The organism is Pseudomonas sp. S2_B10 (assembly GCF_054668425.1).
On record NZ_CP162768.1, the window covers coordinates 3,286,834 to 3,308,269 of the forward strand.

The 21,436-nt window shown below is 60.6% G+C and carries 23 protein-coding genes and 1 tRNA gene; 3 read left to right on the plus strand and 21 right to left on the minus strand.

The window, feature by feature from the left end; genetic code table 11:
• Positions 1-92: 92 nt before the first annotated feature.
• From AB4O45_RS14765 to AB4O45_RS14785, 5 genes are all read right to left on the minus strand, one after another.
• On the minus strand, positions 93-1,328 hold the full coding sequence (locus AB4O45_RS14765) for a methyltransferase (protein ID WP_460160238.1): 1,236 nt from the start codon (positions 1,326-1,328) through the stop codon (positions 93-95).
• Complete coding sequence (locus tag AB4O45_RS14770) at positions 1,309-1,998, minus strand: ABC transporter permease (RefSeq protein ID WP_064363372.1); 690 nt, start codon at positions 1,996-1,998, stop codon at positions 1,309-1,311. Before AB4O45_RS14770 ends, AB4O45_RS14765 begins: the two co-directional genes overlap by 20 nt.
• Positions 1,995-2,690, minus strand: a complete 696-nt coding sequence (locus tag AB4O45_RS14775; RefSeq protein WP_041477511.1) for an ABC transporter permease — start codon at positions 2,688-2,690, stop codon at positions 1,995-1,997. Before AB4O45_RS14775 ends, AB4O45_RS14770 begins: the two co-directional genes overlap by 4 nt.
• Before the next feature lie 77 nt (positions 2,691-2,767).
• Positions 2,768-3,520, minus strand: coding sequence for an ABC transporter substrate-binding protein (locus AB4O45_RS14780; protein ID WP_150741763.1), 753 nt, complete (start codon positions 3,518-3,520; stop codon positions 2,768-2,770).
• 13 nt (positions 3,521-3,533) lie between these two features.
• Entirely contained in the window at positions 3,534-4,307 is a 774-nt protein-coding gene (locus AB4O45_RS14785; protein ID WP_236168220.1) for an ABC transporter ATP-binding protein, read from the minus strand.
• A gap of 543 nt (positions 4,308-4,850) precedes the next feature.
• On the opposite strand from AB4O45_RS14785, the gene gabP reads away from it, so the two are divergent.
• Positions 4,851-6,242, plus strand: a complete 1,392-nt coding sequence (gene gabP / locus AB4O45_RS14790; RefSeq protein WP_460160239.1) for a GABA permease — start codon at positions 4,851-4,853, stop codon at positions 6,240-6,242.
• Between the two features lie 78 nt (positions 6,243-6,320).
• Here the strand turns inward: gabP and vapC are convergent, their stop codons facing one another.
• The 5 genes from vapC to AB4O45_RS14815 all read right to left on the minus strand — a co-directional run bounded on the left by vapC (position 6,321) and on the right by AB4O45_RS14815 (position 8,958).
• Positions 6,321-6,719: a type II toxin-antitoxin system tRNA(fMet)-specific endonuclease VapC gene (vapC, locus tag AB4O45_RS14795; protein WP_016772140.1), complete on the minus strand. Its 399-nt coding sequence runs from the start codon at positions 6,717-6,719 to the stop codon at positions 6,321-6,323.
• Positions 6,719-6,949, minus strand: a complete 231-nt coding sequence (gene vapB / locus AB4O45_RS14800; RefSeq protein WP_024011210.1) for a type II toxin-antitoxin system VapB family antitoxin — start codon at positions 6,947-6,949, stop codon at positions 6,719-6,721. The genes vapC and vapB overlap by 1 nt, the downstream gene beginning before the upstream one ends.
• 165 nt (positions 6,950-7,114) lie before the next feature.
• Positions 7,115-7,567 carry a hypothetical protein gene (locus AB4O45_RS14805; protein ID WP_056787197.1) on the minus strand — a complete coding sequence of 151 codons (453 nt, stop codon included), beginning with the start codon at positions 7,565-7,567 and terminating at the stop codon, positions 7,115-7,117.
• 6 nt (positions 7,568-7,573) lie between these two features.
• Entirely contained in the window at positions 7,574-7,987 is a 414-nt protein-coding gene (locus tag AB4O45_RS14810) for a hypothetical protein (protein ID WP_016772137.1), read from the minus strand.
• 29 nt (positions 7,988-8,016) lie between these two features.
• Positions 8,017-8,958, minus strand: coding sequence for an alpha/beta hydrolase family protein (locus tag AB4O45_RS14815; protein WP_460160240.1), 942 nt, complete (start codon positions 8,956-8,958; stop codon positions 8,017-8,019).
• Positions 8,959-8,990: 32 nt separating this feature from the next.
• Here AB4O45_RS14815 and AB4O45_RS14820 point away from each other — a divergent pair, with 32 nt between their 5' ends.
• On the plus strand, positions 8,991-9,275 hold the full coding sequence (locus tag AB4O45_RS14820) for a hypothetical protein (protein ID WP_133337418.1): 285 nt from the start codon (positions 8,991-8,993) through the stop codon (positions 9,273-9,275).
• A gap of 17 nt (positions 9,276-9,292) precedes the next feature.
• Positions 9,293-9,583, plus strand: a complete 291-nt coding sequence (locus AB4O45_RS14825) for a YceK/YidQ family lipoprotein (RefSeq protein ID WP_252868627.1) — start codon at positions 9,293-9,295, stop codon at positions 9,581-9,583.
• 12 nt (positions 9,584-9,595) lie between these two features.
• Here AB4O45_RS14825 and AB4O45_RS14830 read toward each other — a convergent pair whose 3' ends face one another.
• From AB4O45_RS14830 to AB4O45_RS14880, 11 genes are all read right to left on the minus strand, one after another.
• Positions 9,596-9,943 carry a hypothetical protein gene (locus tag AB4O45_RS14830; RefSeq protein ID WP_252868628.1) on the minus strand — a complete coding sequence of 116 codons (348 nt, stop codon included), beginning with the start codon at positions 9,941-9,943 and terminating at the stop codon, positions 9,596-9,598.
• 22 nt (positions 9,944-9,965) lie between these two features.
• A complete protein-coding gene (locus tag AB4O45_RS14835; protein ID WP_150637953.1) occupies positions 9,966-11,444 on the minus strand; it encodes an aminotransferase-like domain-containing protein in 1,479 nt (492 codons plus the stop codon).
• A 27-nt stretch (positions 11,445-11,471) separates the two neighbouring features.
• Positions 11,472-12,896 carry an L-lactate permease gene (locus AB4O45_RS14840; protein WP_150637955.1) on the minus strand — a complete coding sequence of 475 codons (1,425 nt, stop codon included), beginning with the start codon at positions 12,894-12,896 and terminating at the stop codon, positions 11,472-11,474.
• Between the two features lie 15 nt (positions 12,897-12,911).
• Positions 12,912-13,526, minus strand: coding sequence for a glutathione S-transferase family protein (locus AB4O45_RS14845; RefSeq protein ID WP_056787214.1), 615 nt, complete (start codon positions 13,524-13,526; stop codon positions 12,912-12,914).
• Positions 13,523-15,304: an FAD/NAD(P)-binding protein gene (locus AB4O45_RS14850; protein WP_460160241.1), complete on the minus strand. Its 1,782-nt coding sequence runs from the start codon at positions 15,302-15,304 to the stop codon at positions 13,523-13,525. Before AB4O45_RS14850 ends, AB4O45_RS14845 begins: the two co-directional genes overlap by 4 nt.
• On the minus strand, positions 15,298-16,329 hold the full coding sequence (sbnB, locus tag AB4O45_RS14855) for a 2,3-diaminopropionate biosynthesis protein SbnB (protein WP_460160242.1): 1,032 nt from the start codon (positions 16,327-16,329) through the stop codon (positions 15,298-15,300). Before sbnB ends, AB4O45_RS14850 begins: the two co-directional genes overlap by 7 nt.
• Before the next feature lie 5 nt (positions 16,330-16,334).
• Positions 16,335-17,309: a 2,3-diaminopropionate biosynthesis protein SbnA gene (gene sbnA, locus AB4O45_RS14860; protein WP_336354163.1), complete on the minus strand. Its 975-nt coding sequence runs from the start codon at positions 17,307-17,309 to the stop codon at positions 16,335-16,337.
• Between the two features lie 403 nt (positions 17,310-17,712).
• A tRNA-Phe gene (locus AB4O45_RS14865) sits at positions 17,713-17,788 on the minus strand.
• Between the two features lie 91 nt (positions 17,789-17,879).
• A complete protein-coding gene (locus AB4O45_RS14870; protein ID WP_016772129.1) occupies positions 17,880-18,152 on the minus strand; it encodes an oxidative damage protection protein in 273 nt (90 codons plus the stop codon).
• Complete coding sequence (gene mutY, locus AB4O45_RS14875; protein WP_460160243.1) at positions 18,149-19,216, minus strand: A/G-specific adenine glycosylase; 1,068 nt, start codon at positions 19,214-19,216, stop codon at positions 18,149-18,151. The genes AB4O45_RS14870 and mutY overlap by 4 nt, the downstream gene beginning before the upstream one ends.
• Positions 19,213-21,429: an AsmA family protein gene (locus AB4O45_RS14880; protein WP_460160244.1), complete on the minus strand. Its 2,217-nt coding sequence runs from the start codon at positions 21,427-21,429 to the stop codon at positions 19,213-19,215. Before AB4O45_RS14880 ends, mutY begins: the two co-directional genes overlap by 4 nt.
• Positions 21,430-21,436: the final 7 nt, after the last annotated feature.

The window sequence follows — 21,436 nt, forward strand, 5'->3', positions numbered from 1 at the left end:
AAAATGACCAGTGTTGTTAAAGCGACGAAACAGGCGCAGATATTGGATCCACAGCAAATCCATCAACAGAGTTATCCACAGGTTGTAACGTTTTAGGCGCGCTCGGCGAGCAGCAGTAAGTTACGCGGTGTGAGTGAGGCGTCGCAAAAGGTGCCGAGGCGTACGACGTATCCCTGTTCTGCGAGGAAAAGCGCCCGATCCAGATTCAGCCAGAGCTCCAATGGTCGCCGGAACAAACCGCGAAGCAATTCGAGATTGCGAACTTCGGCCAACCGCTGCCAACCGGCTGCTTCGAGTTCGGGCCAATCTGGCTCGCCGATTGTGGATAACTCTTTGAGCACAGCCAGATCGCGACAGTAAGCAGCGAACGGTTTGTCCAGCCAGGCGCTGGGCAGGGAGGGCGTTGGCAGGTATTCATCGACGCCGCGCACTTGCCGTTGCAGCAGGTCGAAAGCCAGGCGACGAGCCATCGATGTGTCACGCTGGCGCCGGACGCGCGCACCGGCGGTGACGGTTTCGTTCATCGGCAGCGCCAGATCTTCCAGCGAGAGCTGTAGAAGCGATGCCGATCCTGCGCAGGACAAGGCCTGGTATTCGTTACGACTGATGCGGTTGTAACAGCACGGTGCGATCGCCATTTGCTGGCAGCCTGCGGCACTGGCCAGTTGCATCAAGCGCACATGAAGATCACCGCAGGCGTGGAGGGCGACGGGGGTGTGGGCGGCGTTCAATACGGCCGGGGCGTCTGCCGCGAGTACATCCTGATCGACATGCAAAGCGTGCAGATGATGACGCTGACTCAAGGCCTGACCGCTGGCGACCAGCACCGGATCGTATTCAACGCAAGTCAATTGTTGCCCAGACCCCATTAGGCGCCGCCCCAAGTGTCCCTTGCCCGAGCACCAGTCCAGCCAATGCGTCGGCTGCGAGGCAAAAGACAAACGACTGGCAAACGCTTCAATCTGCTGCCACTTGCGCCCGGGCACATCGACATTCAAGCGATGCCCGGCAGCCTCAAGCGCATGCCCCGGAAACTCATCGACCGTACTCAACTCTGCCGACAACTTCGCCAATGAAGCGAACGGCTCTGGCGCATCGACAAGATCAGCAGGATGGTTATGCGCGCGTTCTGCGGCTTCCAGCGATCGCTTGCGTAGCCACGCAGACAACTCCGGGTAGGACGCTTCCCATGGAAGTTGTAGGTGAGTGAACGGTCGAGGTTTCCACAGCGCCTGATGCTCAATCAGAAAAGCATCCAGCGCGGTGAAGCGGGCGAGTAAGTCCTCGCCCGTCAGCACGCAGGAAGTGTCAGCGGCCTTGGCAGGCATCGACGCGCAGCCAGCGCTCCAGCAGCTTGAAGCCGCGTACCAGCACGTAAGCCATGACCAGATAGAACACGCCGGCGGCGAAGAAGATCTCCACCGGCAGATAAGTGCGGGCGATGATCGTGCGTGCCATGCCGGTCAGTTCCAGCAGGGTCACGGTGCTGGCCAGGGCGCTGGCCTTGAGCATCAGGATCACTTCGTTGCTGTAGGCCGGCAGGCCGATGCGCGCAGCACGCGGGAGGATGATGTAGAACATCGCTTTCGGTCTGGACATGCCCAAGGCTCGCGCGGCTTCAATTTCACCGGGTGGAATCGCCTGAATGGCACCGCGCAGAATCTCGGCGATGTACGCCGCTGTGTGCAAGGTCATGGTCACCGTGGCACACCAGAATGGATCGCGCAGGTACGGCCACAGCGAGCTTTCACGTACGGCGTCGAACTGCGCCAGGCCGTAATAGACCAGGAACAGCTGCACCAGCAACGGCGTGCCCCGGAAAAAGAAGATGTAGGCGTAAGGCAGCGAGCGCACGTACCACAGCTTCGAAGATCGGGCGATACCCAGCGGAATCGCGAGCAGCAGGCCGGCGATGACCGCGATGGCGACCAGTTCCAGCGTCAGGGTCGCGCCCTGTGCCAGTTTTGGCAGCCACTTGATGATGACTTCCCAGTTCATTGCGCGCTCCTCGCAAAGCCGCGGGCGGCGCGTTTTTCCAGGAAGTGCATGCCGGTCATCGCCAGCACTGTCAGGCCGAGGTACATGATCGCCGCGACCATATAGAAGGTGAACGGTTGTTTTGACACGGTCACACCGATCTGCGCGTGACGCATGATTTCTTCCAGACCAATGACCGATACCAGCGCGGTGTCTTTCATCAGGATCATGAACAGGTTGCCCAGGCCCGGCAGGGCGATGCGCCACATCTGCGGCATGATCAACCGGGTGAAAATCCGCCATTTCGACAGGCCCAGGGCCTGGCCGGCCTCACGGTGGCCCTTGGGAATGGCCAGCAGGGCGCCACGAAACACTTCCGTGGCGTAGGCGCCGAAGCACAAACCCAGTGCGATCACACCAGCGGCAAAGGCGTTGAGTTGCAGGTCGGGGTTGCCGAAGTACTCACCGAGGGCGCGCATCAGGTTGACCGTACCGAAGTAGATCAACAGCACCCAAAGCAGTTCCGGGACGCCGCGCACCAGTGTCGAGTAGGTACCGCCAAGCCATTGCAGCGGCTTGTACGGGGAAGTCTTGGCCAAGGCGCCGAGCAGGCCGAGCACCAGGCCCAGGCACAGGGCGGTGAGGGCCAGTTGGACGGTCATCAGCGCACCAGCGGCGAGCGCCGGGCCGAATCCGTAGAGGTCGATAATCATGGGTTTCTGTTCAAATTGCGGCAGGCAAAGTCGGGAGCCGGCGCCGCTTGATTACGGCGCCGGTCCCACAGGTCAGATCAATAGATGCTGAACGGGAAGTACTTGTCGTTGATTTTCTTGTAGGTACCGTCAGCGACGATTTCCTTCAGTGCGGCGTTCAGCTTGTTGCGCAGTTCGTTGTCACCCTTGCGCACGGCGATACCGATCTTGTCGCTTTCCTCTACCGGGTCGCCCTTGAACTCGTAGTTCTTGCCAGCGTCGGTTTTCAGCCAGTCGTAGTTGGCGTACTTGTCGGCGAGGATCGCGTCGACACGACCGGAGGTCAGATCGAGGTAGGCGTTTTCCTGGGTGTCGTAGAGGCTGACCTTGATATCGTCACCGTAGGTGTCTTCCAGCCAGGTGCCGGCCAGCGTTGCGCGCTGGGTGCCGATGGTTTTGCCCTTGAGCGAGTCCTTGTCGGTCTTGAAGTCGACGTTTTTCGGCGCGATGAACTGCAATTTGTTCGAGTAGTACGGGTCGGTAAAGTCCACCGCGGCTTTGCGCTCTTCGGTGATCGACAGCGAGGAGATCAGGAAATCGAACTTCTTCGCGTTCAGCGCCGGAATGATGCCGTCCCAGTCGGAAGTGACGACGGAACATTCGGCTTTCATCTTCGCGCACAGGGCGTCGCCGATTTCCTTGTCGAAGCCGACCACTTGGCCGCTGGCGTCTTTATTGTTGAACGGCGGGTAGGCCGCTTCGATGCCCATCTTCAGGGTTTCAGCCATGGCACCGGCGCTGAACGCGAGGGTGACGGCGGCGGCCAGGAAGACCTTTTTGAAATTCTGCATGCATGTTGCTCCGTTAGCGGTTGCTGGACATGAATTGTTTGCAGCGCGCCGAAAGCGGGTTGTCGAACACCTGCTGTGGCGATCCTTGCTCTTCTATAAGGCCCTGATGAAGGAACACCACTTCGCTGGAAACCTGGCGGGCGAAGCCCATTTCGTGGGTCACGAGCAGCATGGTGCGGCCTTCTTCGGCCAATGCGCGGATGACACTAAGTACTTCCTGAACCATTTCCGGGTCAAGCGCGGAGGTCGGTTCGTCGAACAGGATCACCTTCGGCTGCATCGCCAGCGTGCGGGCGATCGCTGCGCGTTGTTGCTGACCACCGGACAATTGCGCCGGGTAGGCGTGGCGCTTGTCGGCGATGCCGACCTTGGCGAGCAACGCTTCGGCGGCTTCGATGGCTTCGGCCTTGCTCTGGCCGAGCACGCGGCGCGGGGCCTCGATGACGTTGTCGAGCACGCTCATGTGCGGCCACAGATTAAAGTTTTGAAATACAAAACCAATCTCCGAGCGCAGACGATTGATCTGTTTGCCGTCGGCGGCGACCAGTTCGCCGTTCTTCGCGGCTTTAAGCTTGAGTTCTTCACCGGCCACCAGGATCTGGCCCTGGTGCGGGTTTTCCAACAGGTTGATGCAGCGCAGGAACGTGGACTTGCCGGAACCGGAAGAGCCGAGGATCGAGATCACGTCGCCGTCGCGGGCGGTCAGCGAGATGCCTTTGAGCACCTCCAGCTGTCCGTAGCGTTTGTGCAAGTTGCGGATTTCAAGCGCGGGCGTGGCCTCAGCCATGTGCGTTCCTCATATATGTTGCGCTCCTGCTGTTGGCGGGCCTTCCTGGCGAGGCGGCCAAGCTAGCATAGCGTTTCAATGGCAGCCAACAGCGCTACGAGCGGTAAACGGGTGGCATGTGGCGGGTTGTCGCATCGGCGCAGCAGACTGTCGCCCCGTCAACAACCGAACGGGTGTTTGATCGTGCAAACCCGTGGGTGCCGCGTAAAAAAAGGCGCGATGTTGCCAGCTTTGGCGGGGTGTTGGAAGCGCTATCCGGCCGAACGTTCCTTATTCGCCCTTTTTCTGTGCGCCGCACACTTTATCTGTGTGTTTCTGGTGCGCGAATTCGTCTTGAAAGTGAGTCGCCGGGTAACGTTCTGGCGAATAGCCATTAAACTCAAGGACTTGCACCGGATGCCGGAGCCCCCGGCCCTCAAGGACTTGAAACATTTTGGCGCAAATATTGCGTGCAGAATAAGGAACAGGCCGTTGGATTCTTTTTACGAGAAAGAATTTACAGACGCGCCGGACGCACTCGCTTTCCTTGCAAAGGTAGTCTCTATGAGCAGTACCCCAAGCTCCACTGGCCTCGAACAGGGGCTCAAACCGCGTCATGTGACCATGTTGTCGATCGCCGGTGTGATCGGCGCCGGTCTGTTCGTCGGCTCCGGCCACGCCATCGCTGCCGCCGGCCCGGCCGTGCTGCTGGCCTACGCCGCTGCCGGTACTCTGGTGGTGCTGGTGATGCGCATGCTCGGCGAGATGGCCGTGGCTTCGCCGGACACCGGTTCGTTCTCGACTTACGCTGATCGCGCGATCGGTCACTGGGCCGGATTCACCATCGGCTGGCTGTACTGGTGGTTCTGGGTGTTGGTGATTCCGCTGGAAGCCAACGCCGCCGCGACCATCCTGCATGCGTGGTTCCCGGGTGTCGACATTTGGGCTTTCGCGCTGGTGATCACCATGCTGCTGACCGTGACCAACCTGTTCAGCGTGAAGAATTACGGTGAGTTCGAGTTCTGGTTCGCCCTGATCAAGGTGCTTGCGATCATCGGCTTCATCGGCCTCGGCCTTGCAGCGATTTTCGGCTTCCTGCCGACCAGCCAGGTCAGTGGCGTTTCGCACCTGTTCGACAGCGGCGGCTTTCTGCCCAATGGCATGGGTGCTGTGCTGGGCGCGATCCTGACCACCATGTTCTCGTTCATGGGGACCGAAATCGTCACCATCGCGGCGGCGGAATCGAAAGACCCTGGCAAGCAGATTTCCAAAGCGACCAACTCGGTGATCTGGCGGATCGGCCTGTTCTATCTGGTGTCGATTTTCATCGTGGTTGCGCTGGTGCCGTGGAACGATCCTACCTTGGCCAACCTGGGTTCCTACCAGGCCGTACTTGAGCGCATGGGCATTCCCAACGCCAAGATGATCGTCGACATCGTCGTACTGGTCGCAGTGACCAGTTGCCTGAACTCGGCGCTGTACACCTCCTCGCGCATGCTCTTTTCCCTCGGCAAGCGCGGCGATGCCCCGGCCATGTCGACCCGCACCAACAAGAGCGGTACGCCTTACTGGGCGGTGATGTTGTCGACCGGCGCAGCGTTTCTCTGCACCTTCGCCAACTATGTGGCTCCGGCCGCGGTGTTTGAATTCCTCCTGGCCAGCTCCGGCGCCATCGCCCTGCTGGTGTACCTGGTGATCGCCTTCTCGCAACTGCGCATGCGGAAACAGCGCATGGCGCGCGGCGAGAAAATCGTCTTCAGCATGTGGCTGTTCCCCGGGCTGACCTGGGCGGTGATCATCTTCATCGTCGCCGCGCTGACCATCATGCTGTTCCAGGAAGCCCACCGCGTGGAGATCCTTGCCACGGGCCTGCTGAGCCTGATGGTGGTAGCCGCTGGTCTGCTGGTGTCGCGCCGTCGCAAGCTGGAGAAGCGTGGTGCGGTGGTGTTGAACTGAGTCGTAACGCGTGATGTAAAAACGGCCGCTGTCAGGGATGACTAGCGGCCGTTTTTGTTTCTGAGCTTTCCAGTCAGGTTAAACCCAGTCCTCGATTCGCAAACCGGAAACGCGTTGAAACTCCCGTACGTTGTTCGTCACTACAATGAGTCCAAGTGAGCGTGCGTGGCCAGCGATCATTTGGTCGTATGGCCCGATCGGCGTTCCAGCCTTCGCGAGTTCAGATCGAACCATCCCGGCCTGTGCGGCTGCGTCGTTATCGAAAGGCAAGACATCCAGTCGCGCGACAAATCCTTCAACAATTGCCAGATTTTTCTCCGGGGCCGCCGACTTTTCAGCACCGTAAATAAGCTCCATAAGCGTGATAGCGCTGATGCACAACTGCCCGGAATGTCGATTGAAGGCTTCCCGGACAATTTGTGGTTTGTTCTTGATGGTGAAGATGCAGATATTTGTATCCAGCATGTACTTGATCATCAGAACGACTCGCGCTCCTGTTCAGTGGGTTGCTCACGGTTAGCCATGAAATCAGGGCTGACGCTGTCGCCATCAAACCAGCTATCCCAGCTTTCTCCAGCAGGCGTAATGACGCGTGTTCTGCCAATCGCGATGACTTCCACTCGTTTAACGTCGCCGGGCATCGCAACTGCCTTTGGCAGTCGGACTGCCTGACTTCTGTTGCTCATGAAAATTGTGGTCTGCTCCATATTCGAGCTCCCGGGTCTGTTCCTGTGATTAGCTCAGGATAGATCGTGCTGGGGATATGTCAATGGGATATACATCGTCACCGGACAAAGAGTAGCTAGGCCATCCAAACAAAAACGGCCGCTGTCAGGGATGACTAGCGGCCGTTTTTTGTTTCTGAGAAGGGCTTATTCGCTCTTGTCTTCCTGGGGCTCTACCGACTTGCCATAAGCATCCAGCGCCACGCCGAAATCCGTAATGAACTGCGGCTCGCTCAGCCAGGCCTGGGCCTGTTCGATGGTCATGCCGTCGGCCCACATGCGGTAGTCGATGAGCATGTCGGCGGCCAGGTGGGTGGCGGCCATGCCTTCGTTGTCGGCGTTTTCCATGTCGAGCAGTTCGGGGTGGTCGACGATGATGAAGGCCAGTTCGCGCAGCAGCGTCAGCAGCATTTCGTTGCGGCTGACGGCTTCGGCGTCGCGCATTTTGCTGAACATCGCCAGGGTGTATTCCGGGATCGGCTCGGCGAGGTGGCCGAGCTCTTCGTCCTGATCCAGCGGTTTGCGCCCGACCATACGGATCTGTTTGGCTTTGGCCTTGGCGCGTTTGGCGCGTTTCTGTTGCTTGTTCAGGGATGCCATGTGAGCTCAGTTCTTCTGTTGGGTTTGTGCAGCGATCGCGTCGGATGCCGCTACATAGTCAGCCTGGAAGGCCGGGGATTCGATCCACGCCAGTGCGCCAGCCTCGTCGGTTTCCTGCGACCACTGGCGATACTCGATCAGCGCGGCGAGGATGAAATCCATCGCGCCTTCCTCACCCTCCTGCTCATAGACCAGTTCCAGCAGCGGATCTTCAAGGAACGCGGTGCACATGGCCTGTTGGCTGATCTTCTCGGCGTCGATCATTTTCTTGAACAGCTCGGTCAGGTCCACCGATTCGAAATCGATGCGGTCGTCGTTCGGGTCGAGCTCGACCGGCGCTTCGGCGCGCTTGGTGCGGTTCTGCTTGGCCTTGGCTTTGGCCCGGGTGGCGCGTTTTTGCTGCTTGTTGGCGGAGGCCATGATGTGTTCCGTCGTGCGTTGAGAGGGGCTCAGCTGCGTGGCACTTGTCGGCCGGGTGTATCGGCGGCCAGTGCGCCGGTCTGCAGCCAGGTCAGAGCAATGGGCCATAGTGTGGCTTGGTATGCGCTGCGAAAAAAGCCGAAATGTCCGACTTGTCGTTCGCCGATGTCCTGCGGCGCAATGCGCAGATGGGTTTTTGCCGCGTTGCTGAAGTAGCCGAGCAGGCGTTCGATCGCCGGGATCGTTCCGTAAGGATCATCGCTGAGGCTGATGGCAAGGGTCTGCGCGCGGACGCCATCGAAGGGCAGGGCGCCCGCCTTTTTCATCAGCACACGACAGCTTGGACGATCCTCGTACCGTGCAGTGGGTGTGCTCCAGTCGCAGACTACGCCGGTTGGCGTGTCCTCCAGCCAGCCGATCCGCTTGCCTGGAAAATAGCCGCAGAGCAGCGCCATCAAAGGCATGACCACATGCCACTTGCCGAACATCCGCCAGCGCTGTTCGGAAGCATAATCGCGCCAATAAGCGAACTGCGCACCGACGGTTACCAACCGTCGGATCACCTTGCCCGACTCCGCCAAGCCCGCCGCGCAACCGCCGAAACTATGGGCGACCACATCGATTGGCTGACCGGGAAACTCCCGCTGCGCGCGTTTGAGCATCGCTTCGAAATCCAGCGCGCCCCAGTCGGTCCACGAGGCACGCAGCCCTTTGATCGATTCGCTGCGTGATTCGCCAATGCCCCGGTAGTCGTAGGTCATGACGTCGAAGCCGTGACTGAACAGATAGGCTGCGAACCTTGAGTAATGGCGACAGCGCACGGAGGTGGCGGCGTTGATGACGACCACCGGGCGCTGTGGATCGGGCGAACTGTGGCGCCAGGTGAAGCCGCCGAGTGCGTAGCCGTCGGCTGCGTTCTCTATGAACGATTCGCCAATGGTTACCGGGTCGGTCGAAAGGCATTTGTTCATAAGGGCTCGGCCTTTGCGAAGGTGGATCGAGAATGAGCCTGGAACTGGCGCCGAGCAACATACGGAACGCAGTGCGTTCCGAATTCAATGTGATCGAATTCGTGACGCGCTGCGTCACGATTTACATAAGTCCGAGAGACAGTTCATTTCACATCCGCTCCAGTTCATGCAACGCGCAGCGGCGTAATGCCAACATGACAGCGTTCGAATGCGCCGTCGCGCAACAGGCAATCTGGTTTAACCGATATGCCGAGTCAGCAGGTAAAGCAGTCACGAGCGAAAGGCGCGAGTACAATCCCGCGCCCAGTATTTTGTGACGTAAGGAAGCGCTGTTTTGAAAGGGATTCTGCGAATTGGCTGTGTCATAGGCCTGGCACTGCTGTTGGTTGGCTGCGGAACGTTTATCGGGCGCTTGAATGATGGTCTGTCCGACGCCGAATATTACCGAGGGGTCGATGGCGGCCTACACCTGCTCGGTGTTCGGGGAGGAGGCAGCGATGGCATGCCGGCAGCGATCATCTGTTACATGATGATCGTCTGCCCGGTCATCACTCTTGTATCCCTGCCAGTGGATGCCGCTGTGGATACAGTCTTGTTGCCCGTCGATTACATCAACACTCTGTGAAGGCGGCATGCACTATTGACTTGTGCGCTTGCCCTTCGGCCTCTGCTCACGCACCCGCCCTTTGCGATAAATCCACAGCCCGAACACACCGATGGCCAACATGAACGCGGTCCAGAAGCTCTGCCACATGAACTCGAACCAGTATCGCCGAGGTTGCAGTGCCAAGGTGTAGGTGCTGCGCGGTCCGCGATTGTTGGTGGTGATGGAACCGCTGATCCAGCTTTCGATAAGCATGTAGATCGAAAGACACACGGCTAAGGCAATCAGCACGCCAGCGAGCACCGTCAGCCAGAATGTCCAGTGGCTCGGGCGATACGGCGGGGGATGCGGCAAGCGAATACGGGTTCTTTTCTGATTCATAAGCGAGGCTCGCGCAAGTCGGTCAGGAAACTGCCAGCTCTTGCAGCTGTTCAGTTGGCATCTGCCGCGGGCTCGTCGGGCGTGCGGCAAGGTGGGCGCATTCGGCGATCACCTTGAGAATGCCGATCACCGCCGGGGTCAGCATAGTGCCGAGGCAAATGCGCACGCCTGTGGAAGCCTGGCCATCGGCGAAAAATATGCCGCTGCCAGCCACGTGGCAACCACGCTCCGTGGCCAGTTGCTGCAGCGCCGGCATGTCGGTGTGTGCAGGCATTTCGACCCAGTGGATGAAACCGCCGCGCGGTGGCACATAGACGGTCCCGAGCGGGAAATCCGTGCGCACCAGCGCTTCGACAAAACTCGCCAGCGAAGAGAGTTGCGACCTCAATCTGGCGCAGTGCTCGTCCATGTAGCCACGGCCGATGAATTCATTGAGAACATTTTGCGCCAGGCTGGAAACGGCCAGATTGCGCGAAAACATCTGCGCGAGGATGGCATTGCGGTATTTGCCGGCCAGACACCAGCCGACGCGATAACCCGGCGCGATGGTTTTGGAAAAGGACGAGCAGTAGATCGTCTGGCCGCTGCTGTCGTAGCTCTTGAGGGCGCGCGGTCGATCAGCTTCGGGCACCAGGTCGAAGAAGATGTCGTCTTCGATGATCGGCACATCCGCTTCCCGGGCGATCCTGGAAAGTCGCGCGCGCGCTTCGTCGGGCATGATGAAGCCACGCGGATTCTGCAGCGTCGGGTTGAGAAAAATCACCGCGACCTTTTTTTGCTTCAGGGCTTCTTCCAGATGATCGACATCCAGGCCCGTGCGGCCGTCGGTGCGGATCGGCAGGGCGCGCATGCCCAGGCGTTCGATGGTCTGCAGGATGCCGTAATAGGTCGGGGTTTCGATGGCGACTGTAGCGCCTTTCGACGCGACTGCTTCGAGGGCCAGTTCGAGAGCGATGGTGTCGCCCGACGTCACCAGAATATCGTCCGGCCCGCAGACTACACCGCGGGTCAGCATCAGCCCGGCGATGCGCCGTCGCAGCGCCGGCAGGCCGGGTGGCGCGACCAGACCGCTCAGCGCGTTGTCGGTCCTGGCGGCCAACACTGAGAGGCATTTGTTGAGCAGCACGTTGGGCGTGAGATCGCTGTGCAGGACGGCCGAATTCAGCGATGCGGTGGTGCGCGAGGCCGCCTCGGAGAGCATCGCAACCACCGCATGATTGACGTTGACGGTGACACTGGAAAAGTCGAAAGCGCCGGACGGTTTTGCCCGCCCTGATGCCGAGACGAAGTAGCCGACGCGCGGCACCGTCGAGACGTAGGCGTCGGCCTCGAGATCGGCCAGCGCCCGCTGCACCGTGGTGATGCTGGTCTCGAACATCCGCGCCAGAACGCGGATTGACGGCAGTTTCGCTTCGGCCGCCAGGTCACCGCTGTCGATCTGGCGAATAATCCAGTCCTTGACTATCCGCCAGCGCTTGTCCGGCAAATCAAACCTGTCCATAAGTTCTCTGTGATGATTCGAAACAATTCACAGAAAGTAGAGCAAAACGATCCCCGTTGCAGCAACTATGACGATGTTCAGCGCCACCAGACCGAAGGCGAAGCGGATCAGGCTGTTTTCTTCCTGGCGGTTGGCCCCGGCAAGTCCGGTGATCAATGACAGGATCGACAGCGAGCCAAGTGCGCCATGGCCGGCGGCGCTGTTGACCATTGCCGCCAGCCACGCCCCGTGTTCGCTGCTCAGCGCGGCAATGGACGGCATCACCAGCGTGTTGCCGCCGACGTTGGAGCCGGTGACATAACCGGCAATCCCCGCCAGCAGAGCGATCGTCGGCGCCAGCGAAATACCCGACATGGATTGCAATGCGCTTTGCGCCTCGACGAGGAATCCAGCGTTGACCATCACCTGGGACAGCAGCAGGAACAGGAAGATTGTCGTGACCGGAAACTTCGCCCGGTTGAACAGCGCTGGCCACGGGAAACCCGCGCTCGCGGTTTGCCTGAACGCCATCAGCACGGTCACGATCAGCAGCGCCAGCCCTGGAGACGCCAGCGGCTTCCATGAAACGTGTTCGCCCCTGATGACCCACAGGCCATCCCAGCCCGACAGCACGAACAGTCCGCGCGACGCCACAATCACTCCCAGCAAGGCCAGATAAGGCCATGCCGCGCTCGGCCAGCGCACCAGTTTTTTCCGTTGCGCCCAGGAGATGCCCAGGCCGACGCAAGCCACGGCCAGCCCGGCCAGCACACCGGAAACTTCCGGGCCGACCCACAGGTTGACGCAATACAGCACGGCAACGAACAGGGCGGTCACGACGATCAGCCCCAGCCACGGAGTAATCCTGCGGATGCCGGCCTGCCACAAGGCCAGCGACGCCAGGCAGAGGAACACCGGCGCGCTGATCAGCGCTGAATGGCTACCGAGGGTTTGCGCCGGCAAATGTGCCAGCAAGGCGCCGATCACCGTTGCCAGACCCAGCGTGCCCCACGGCATGATGACCATGCCGGCGAGGGCGATTTTCATCCCCGACTGGCGAGTGAAAAGCCCCATCAGCAGCGGCACCGTGGCGATCAGCGAAACGCCGAAGCCGGTCATCGCTTCCAGCAGCGGCGCCAGACCCAGCACGATGAAAATCACCTGCGCCGGGGGTGTCCAGCCGAGTTCCTTGACCCACGCGCCGATGGCCTGTGGCGCGCCGCCGCGCTCGACCAGAATGACGAAGGCCAGCCCTGGGACGATGACGCACGCGGTGCTGAGAAACAGGATCGTGGTGTCCTGAAAAATCGCCGAGGAGATCGCCGCCGACACCGGCCCGGCAGCGCCCAGTGCCCACAGCACCAGCACCAGCACCACACCGGCCAGCGCGGCCTGTACCGGCGGACGCCGGAGGATCAGGATCAGCGCGATCACCAGCGCGATCGGTGACATTTGCAGCAAGAGAGAGCTCATAGCGGTTTCCTTGGCTTAATCGTGCGTCTGTCCGCTGTACTCGGTCGCCCGCATGGACGCGCGCTGGCAGAACGTCTGATACCACTCGCTCAGGCGTGCTTGCGCCGAGAAGTCCGAGAGTTGACGGAAAGCGATCCAGTCCAGCGCGGTCGCCAAGGCGATGTGGCCAACGGTGATCGGGCCATTGAGGTCGACGTGCTCTTCGATGAAGCGATACGCCTCCTTGAGTTTGTAGGCCTGGCCGTCCGCGTACGCCGGATAGCGCAAAGCCTCGGGGCGCCGCTCGACTTCCCAGCGCAGCTTGATGCCGACGTCGCACATGCCCTGCGCCAATGCCTGCAGGCGCAGCGCCTTGTAGCGCTCGGGGCCGCTGGCCGGGATAAATTTACGGCCATTGCTCAGGTCATCGAGGTATTCGCAAATCACGATGGAATCGAACAGTGCGCTGTCGTCGGGCAGCATCAGCACCGGCACTTTACCCAAGGGGTTGGCCTGGTAAATGGTCGCGTTCGGTGAAGTCGGGCTGGTCTCGTGATGTATCACCTCAAGGCTCGATGCGATGCCAAGTTCGTGAGCCAGCACCAACACCTTGCGGGCGTACGGCGAATGCGTCTGATAATAGAGTTTCATGCGCGAGTTCCTGTCTCAAGGATGGCGGTGGCGACTCGATGGGCGTCCATGAACAGCCGCGAAGGTGCGCCCGCCGAGGTGACGTAGTGGTTGTAATAACAGGAGCCTTCAGCGAGCGGACCCAGCACCCAGATGTCACGCACCGTTTCGCCGCTGTTCGACTTGGGGTTGGACGCCGCGTCGACATCGATGCCGTCGATGCCCGGCACATCGGTGCGTGGACGCACAAGGCCCAGGCGCGCGAGGTCGCGCACAGGTGCGCAGTCGCTGTGGGTGACGCCGCTGCTCTGGACGTAACCGGCGACTCGCTTGAAGTGATCGATCGCGGGGCGTGAGCCGGGCTTGAGAAAGGTCAGCAAACCGGCATCACACAGCGCGAGCAGATCGGCGTGGCGCTCCTTCTGCGGGCCGGCGACCAGACGGTTGATCGCCTTGTGCCAGCGGCCATAGAACTGCCGATGCGAATCTTCGGTGAGCCCATCGAAATCGACCGCCTCACGCAGCCGGTCGCGCAAGTCGCGCCAGACTTCGATGGCGGCTTTGATCGGCGACGCGCCGCGTCCCAGACGTGCTTCATGCAAGTCGGCTTCGAGGGTGTCGTAAATCCATGCGTGATAGTTGTAAGGCGTCACGCTGTCGGGCAGTGCGTGGCAGATCAGCTCCAGCGGATTGATTGCCCCGGCAATCGTTTCGAACTCGCGCAGCAAAGCTTCGCAGGCGACAACCCCTGCTGGGCCGACAACGCTGACGGTTCTGAGCTGCTCAAGCAGCTGTTGTGGCGCTGAAGGTTTATGCAGAACGGCGACCGCAGCGGCACGCATCTCCAGCAGCATCAGCGGCAGAATGTCCCGTTCGAAATCCAGTCGGCGGTTGTGCGCGTTGACCCGCAACGATTCGATACGCTCGCTCGTGAGCAGCACGGCGCTATGGCGGGGGAAGCCGATCAAGCCATTGGGACGCGTGCGAAACGGCAGCCCGTCCCGCGACTGAATGAAGATCACCGGCTCCTGACCCGAAGGCTGGTAAGTGTGACTGCCATCAGCCATGGGTTTGTAGATCCCGCCTCTGCCAGCCGTCAGCGCCGCCAGGGTGTCCATGGCGCCCAGGCCCAACCCTTCGATCAACACCGTTTCGCCGGGCTCGACGGTGGTGAGGCTGCCCGGCAGCGGGTAAACGTTGTCGACCCGGTTCTGCCCCGCCAGGCGCAGGCGTCCGGTGTGGCCAACGGTCAGCACCAGACGATCCACCGCCACCGCAGCGCCTTCTGCGGTTAGCAGAAGGTATTGCTGATTCTCGTTGCGCTCGACCGCCGTGACCTGATGCCGATGCAGATTGACCGTGACCCAAGCGGGTGCGGTCGCGAGGATCCGCGTGAAGGCGTCGGCCAGATAAGCGCCGAGCAGGTGCCGTGGCAGAAAATCCTCCGGCTCGACGTCGCGACCGTCGGCGGCGAGCAGGCCGCTGTCGGGGTCAACCTTGACGCGCTGTGTTCGGCACCACACGAGAAAGTCCGGCCCTGGCCGTTCCCGGGCGTCGGTCAGATCACCGAACGCTGCTGCGTCGGGAAATACCCCGAGCTGACCGGCGACGGTGTTGAGCAGCAGGTAGTCCGGTTGATCGGGCCAGTGCGCGCCGCTGCCGAGCACGTTGGGCTCGAAGATGTCGATGAACACCGGTTGTTGCGGGCGTTCCTCGGCGCGGCTCAACAGGCGCTCGAATACCGACAATCCGCGCGAACCGCAGCCGATCAGGCCGATGTGCACAGGCGCCTTCACCATCTGCGCTCCTCGCCAAAAAATGACGGGATGGCAATTGCCGTACCGGCCGCCACCGCAATGTCGTGGATCATCCGGCCAATCGCGAGATCGAGAATGCCCATGCCGAATGGCGAATAGATCAGCGGTTTGTCCTGGGCGACATGCAGGTCACCGCGAATCAGCTGCGCCACTGTGCCGGTGACAAAGTCGCGATGGCCGTATTGCTGCTCGGCCAGATGCGGTGAGGTATTGGCCTTCAGGCAATGGGTGACGTCGTCGAAGTAGTTGTAACTTTCCTCGATGATTTCGGCGCCGATATCCCGCAGCGAGATGTTCAGAACAATCTGCCCCGGGCGGAACGTGCCTTGGCCTTTTACGTACGGCTCGCCCGCGCTGGTGGCGAACACCACGATGTCGGCAGTCAGCGCTTCTTCGAGCGAAAGCAGGCGTACATCCGGCAGGCCCAGTTGTTCACCAAATTCCGCGAGGGCTTGCGCCGATTCCGCGTTGAGATCGTGAATGCCCACACTGTCGAAGGACCAGTCGTCCGCGACGAAAGTCTCGAGGATATTTCTTGAGATTACCCCGCCACCAATGATCGAAAGTGTCGCCGCGTGGCGGTTCTGGCCATTCAGCCACCAGGCACCCAAGACTGCCGACGCTGCCGTGCGCACGGCACTGATCAGCGCACCTTCGAGCAGCGCGTAGGGGTAACCGGTATCGGGATCGTTGAGAATCAGCACCGCAGATGCGCGCGGAATGCCCGACTTGATGTTATCGGGATAACTGGCAATCCACTTGATCCCGGAGACGGATTGATCGCCCTCGCTGTCGACGATGGCCGCCGGCAGCGCAATGATCCGGTTCGCCGGTTGCGCAGGGAAACGCAGGAAATAACTGTCGGGGTTAACGGTTTCGCCACGCTCGTGGGTCAGGTAGGTCTGCGCCACCATGTCGATGGTTGCATGCCGCAGCCCGTTGAGGATGTCTTTGACGACAGCGCCGGGGATGACGTGGAACGGCTGGATCGGATTCTGTGTGGTCATGAGGATTACGCCGAGAGTGCCAGAGCGATTTCAGGGAAAAGTGGCTGCAGTGCGGTTGCGCCGATCCGCTGGGTGACCCAGTCGTCGGAATAGATGGTTTCGAGATAGCGCTCACCCATGTCGGGGGAGATCGCCACCACGACATCGTCGGGCCGGATATGCGGCGCCCACTGGCGGATGCCGGCGAGCACAGTGCCGGTGGAGCCGCCGAAGAGCAGGCCGTAGCGTTGCGCCAGCCAACGGCAGACCTTGATCGTCTGGTCCTCGGGAATCGACAGGAAGTCGTGAATGCCCGACGACTCGAATATCTCCGGCAGGCGGCTGGTGCCGAGCCCCGGGATATGGCGCGTGCCGCCCGGCAGGCCGAACGTCACCGAGCCGACGGTATCGACGGCAATGACTTTGGTCTGCGGATGATGTTCGGCGAAGTAGTTCTTGCAGCCCATCAGCGTGCCGGTGGTACCCGCGCCGACGAACAGGTAATCCACCTGGGGAAACTTGCGCGCGATGGACCTGGCAGTCGCTTGATAGTGGGCGAGGGGGTTGGTCGGATTCTTGTACTGGTTGAGCCAGATGTAGTCGGCATTGTCAGCGACCAGTTGTTCGATCAGGCGAATCCGCGAATTCAGGTAACCGCCGTTCTCGTCACGCTGATCGACCATGAGCATTTGCGCGCCAAGGGCGTGAATCAGCTTGCGGTTCGGCGCGGAAATATTCGGGTCGATCACGCAAACGAACTGGTAACCCTTGGCAGCGCAGACCATGGCCAGCGCAACGCCGAGATTGCCCGATGAGGATTCGATAAGGCGGGTCTTGTGGTTGATCAGTCCGCGGACCTCAAGATCAGTGATCAGCGCGTGCGCGGTCTTCAGCTTGATGGAGCCGGCGGGATTCAGTCCTTCGATTTTCAGCTGGATCGTTGCGCTGCAAAGATCGCCGATCTGCACATAACTGTCTTCATTGATGAGTTGCTTGATCATACGTCGTCCGTTTCGCTCTTTTGCCGGGCGCACGGGGGCGCCAGCATTCATCCTGGAATGTTTGAAAAGCAATAACTGCAGTTCGCCTGTGGGTTGGGTTCAGATTTTTTTGCTGGACAGGAAGTGACCTTGCGGGCGACGCCGATCGATTCAAAAAATCAGGGTTTTGCGCTCTGAGGGCTACAGGAGTCCAGAGTGTTGCGGGGCGCAAAGTAGAGCCAGTCATTGGCTCGCCAAGGCTTGCGTGAAGTATTGGCGAAACGCCATCTGCGCGGAGAGATACAGATTTCGGGTTTTTTCCAGTACAGCTGGAATCCGGGTGTATCGAAGGGGACGAGGGGAGGGGAATCAAATCGCAGGCATAAAAAAACCCTGAATCTTGCGATTCAGGGTTTTCGGTATTTGGTGCCCAGAGACGGAATCGAACCGCCGACACGGGGATTTTCAATCCCCTGCTCTACCGACTGAGCTATCTGGGCAACGGGGCGCATTAAAAGGGTTTTTCGGATTTACGTCAACGACTTTTTGAAAATTTCTTAAATTAATTCCGTCGCTTACGAAATCTGCGGGTTATTCGGCTGGCGGCACGTAGCCTTCGGCCTTGGCGTATTCCTCGCCGGAGAAGTACTTGTCCATTTCGCCCTGCAGGTATTTGCGATCTTCGGCGTTCATCATGTTCAGGCGCTTTTCGTTGATCAGCAGGGTCTGGTGTTTCTGCCAGTCGGCCCAGGCCTTGGCCGAGACGTGGTCAAAAATATCCTGGCCCTTGGCACCCGGGAAAGGGGCGCGTTCCAGCGCGGGCAGTTCTTCTTTGTACTTGCGGCACATTACGGTGCGGGTCATGGCGATTCTCCTGCATTCAAGACGGCGGCCGCGCGTTCGAGCAAGGTCTTGACCGGGGCAGCAAGGCCCAGGCGCGGCGGGGTGGCGAGGTTATACCAGAGCCAGTCGGCCTCGGCCACGTGATGGCTGGCTTCCTGCACCTGAACCAGCCACGGTTCGATGGACAACTGGAAATGGCTGAAGGTATGCACCAGGCTCGGCAGCGCCTGCTGCTGGCCCATGGTCAGCGAGTGCTGATCGGCCAGATGTTGCAGATCTTCCAGGTCGTCCAGTTCCGGCAGGCTCCACAAACCGCCCCACAGTCCCGTCGACGGGCGGCGATAAAGCAGAATCGCACCTTCGCCGTTGGCCAGCATTGGCATCAGCGTGCGTTTCTGCGGGATCGCCTTGCGCGGCTTGGGAATCGGATAACGGGTTTCCAGGCCAAGCATGTGCGCTTCACAGCCACGCTGGAGCGGGCACAGCAGACAGCTCGGCTTGCTGCGCGTGCAGAGTGTCGCGCCAAGATCCATCATTGCCTGGGTGTAGGCGTTGACCCGATCGTGCGGGGTGAAGCGCTCGGCGTTGGCCCACAGCTGTTTGGCGACTTTCGGTTCGCCGGGGTAGCCCTCTTGCGCAGTGAAGCGCGCCAGTACGCGTTTGACGTTGCCGTCGAGGATCGGCGCGCGCAGGCCCATGCTGATGCTGGCGATCGCCCCGGCGGTGGACAGGCCGATGCCTGGCAGCTCGGTGAGTTTTTCCACGTCACGCGGGAATTCGCCAGCGTACTGGCTGACGACGATCTTCGCGGTCTTCTGCAGATTGCGTGCGCGAGTGTAGTAACCCAGCCCGGTCCACAGGTGCAGCACCTCGTCTTCCGGCGCTGCGGCCAGCGCTTCGACCGTTGGCAGCGCCGCCATGAAACGCTCGAAATAGTTGAGCACGGTGCTCACCTGAGTCTGCTGCAACATGATCTCGGACACCCAGACCCGATATGGATTGATGTCCTGCTGCCACGGCAAATCGTGGCGGCCATGGCGGTCGAACCACTCCAGCACCGCCGTGGAAAATTGCTCCGCTGTCATCGCTTGAACAGTCCCTTCAACGCGTCTTTCAATTCCGGGCTGACTTTGTCGCCCAGTTTTTCGTCGATTTTCTCGCTGAGCTTGTTGCCAGCCATCTTGCTGGCCACCTGACCGAGACGGTCATTGTCGACGCGGCAGGCCTTGGCGCCCAGTTCCAGCGGGCCACGGCAGCGCAGTGGCCACTCGATGCCGACGAATTTCTCGCCGACCTCACATGCCGGGTCGGGCATGGCGCTGGTGTCGCCCTCGACGATGATGCCGACGCGGTAGTCCATGCCGAGCACGCGCAGGTCGATGTCGCCGTCACCGTTGACGGTCATGCCGGGGATGCGCACTTTCAGGTCGGGGTTGCTGGCGACGCCGTTACGTACAGTCAGATTGCCCTTGAGCTCCTCGAATGGTGTGTCCTTGCCCCGTGGCTCGCCGCTGAGGGATTTGCGATTGAGGGTGGCGATGCCTTTGCACAATTGCTGTTCAAGGTTGGCGTTGAGCAGCACGCCGTTGTTGATGACGAAACTGGCGTTGCCGTTCAGCGTATCGATCAGCGCCTGTTGGCTGTTGCCGCTGCCGGTGAGGCTGCTGGTCAGCGTTACCAGACCTTTGACCGGCGGATTCTTGCCTTGGCTTTCGATGATTTTTTCCGCCGGCACGCGGTTGAGCCGGGTCTGCAGGTTCAGCACTGGCGCGCTTGGGCGCACGTCGAGTGTGCCGTTGGCGACGAAGCCGCCGTTGTACAGATCGCCGCTCAGGTTAGTCAGCGTCAGCAAGCCGCCCTGGCCGGTGGCTTTGAGCGCGGCGTTCTGGATCGGCAGCTTGTCGAGGGTCAGTTGGCCGAAAGTAAGGTCGGCATCGACATCGAGTTTGGCCAGGCGCTCGACCGGCAGCAGGCGCTCGGTGCTCCAGGCGGTTTTGCTCGGTTTGTCCGGCAGCGGCGTGGTACCCGCGACGGCGCCGGCCTCGGTGCTGGCGACTTCGGCCTGACGGGTTTGCGTGGCGCTGTTGGCCTGAGCCGATTTCGGTGGCAGGTAGCGGTCGACGTTGAACGTGTCGGCCTTGAGAATCGCGCGCAGCGACTGTTTGGCGAAGTCCTCGACGGCGATGCGGCCACTGAAGCTGCTGTCATCGAGTTTCAGGTTGATGTTGTCGAACGACAGGCTGGTCGGGGTGGCCGCAACGCGGCTGACCAGTTCGACCTTGCTCAGGCTGCCTTCGCCCATCGCCGGCAGTGTCTGGCCGATACTGTCGACGAATTTCGCCAGATCGAACTGGGCGATGGAAATGCCGCCGCTGATCTGTGGCGTCTTGTCGAGGTCGTTGGCTTTCAACTCGCCCAGGGCGCGCAACTGGTTGGCGGAAATTTTGATGCCGGTCCATTCGGCGACGTTCGCTGCTTTATCCAGCAATAACTGCCCTTGAGCGGAGAAGGTCATGGTTTTGCCTTGCAGCGGATCGCCAGCGAGCTCGCCAGTGAGTTTCAGGTCTTCAAACTTGTAGCGTTGCAGGGCGCGCTCGAAGCGCAGCTCGCCGTTGAGCTCGGTGCGCACGCGCAGCACCGGTTGATTGGTGCCGAGGAACGCGGTGGCTTTCACCGGGATATTGGTCGAATCGTGTACCGGGCCGGTGCTCAACTGAATGCTTTCGGCACTGAACTGCTTGCCGGTCAGCTCATCGTTGTATTCAACGCGGGCGTTGTTGACGGTCAGACTGTCGATGTCGAGGCGGATCGGTTGCGCCGGTTTTTCCACGGCGACGGTCGGCTCGCTGGTGGTCGCGCCCGGTGTGGCGGGTGCAGTCGAGCCAGGCGCCACAGGCACCTTGCCGATGTCTTCCCAGTTGCCGTGGCCGTTCTTGTCGCGGTTCAGGCGCAGGTTGAGGCCTTCGACGCGCACGTCGCTCATCTGCACTTCGCGGCGCAACAACGGCAGCACGCGCACGGACAGGCCGAGCATCTGCAAGTCGGCAAACGGTTCGGCAGGCTTGGCCAGGGTGGCGACGCTGGCTTCGTGCAATTCCAGGCCGAGCCACGGGAACAGGCTCCAGCCGATATCGCCATTGAGCGTCAGCTCGATGTGGGCCTTGTCGCGGGCTATCTGGCGGATCTCGTCTTTGTAGTCGTTGGGATCGAAGAGGTGGGTCAGGGCAAAACCTGCCGCCACAATGATCAGCAACAGCCCGAGAAGTACCAGACCCAGGATTTTGCCGAACGCTTTCATGGGCGAG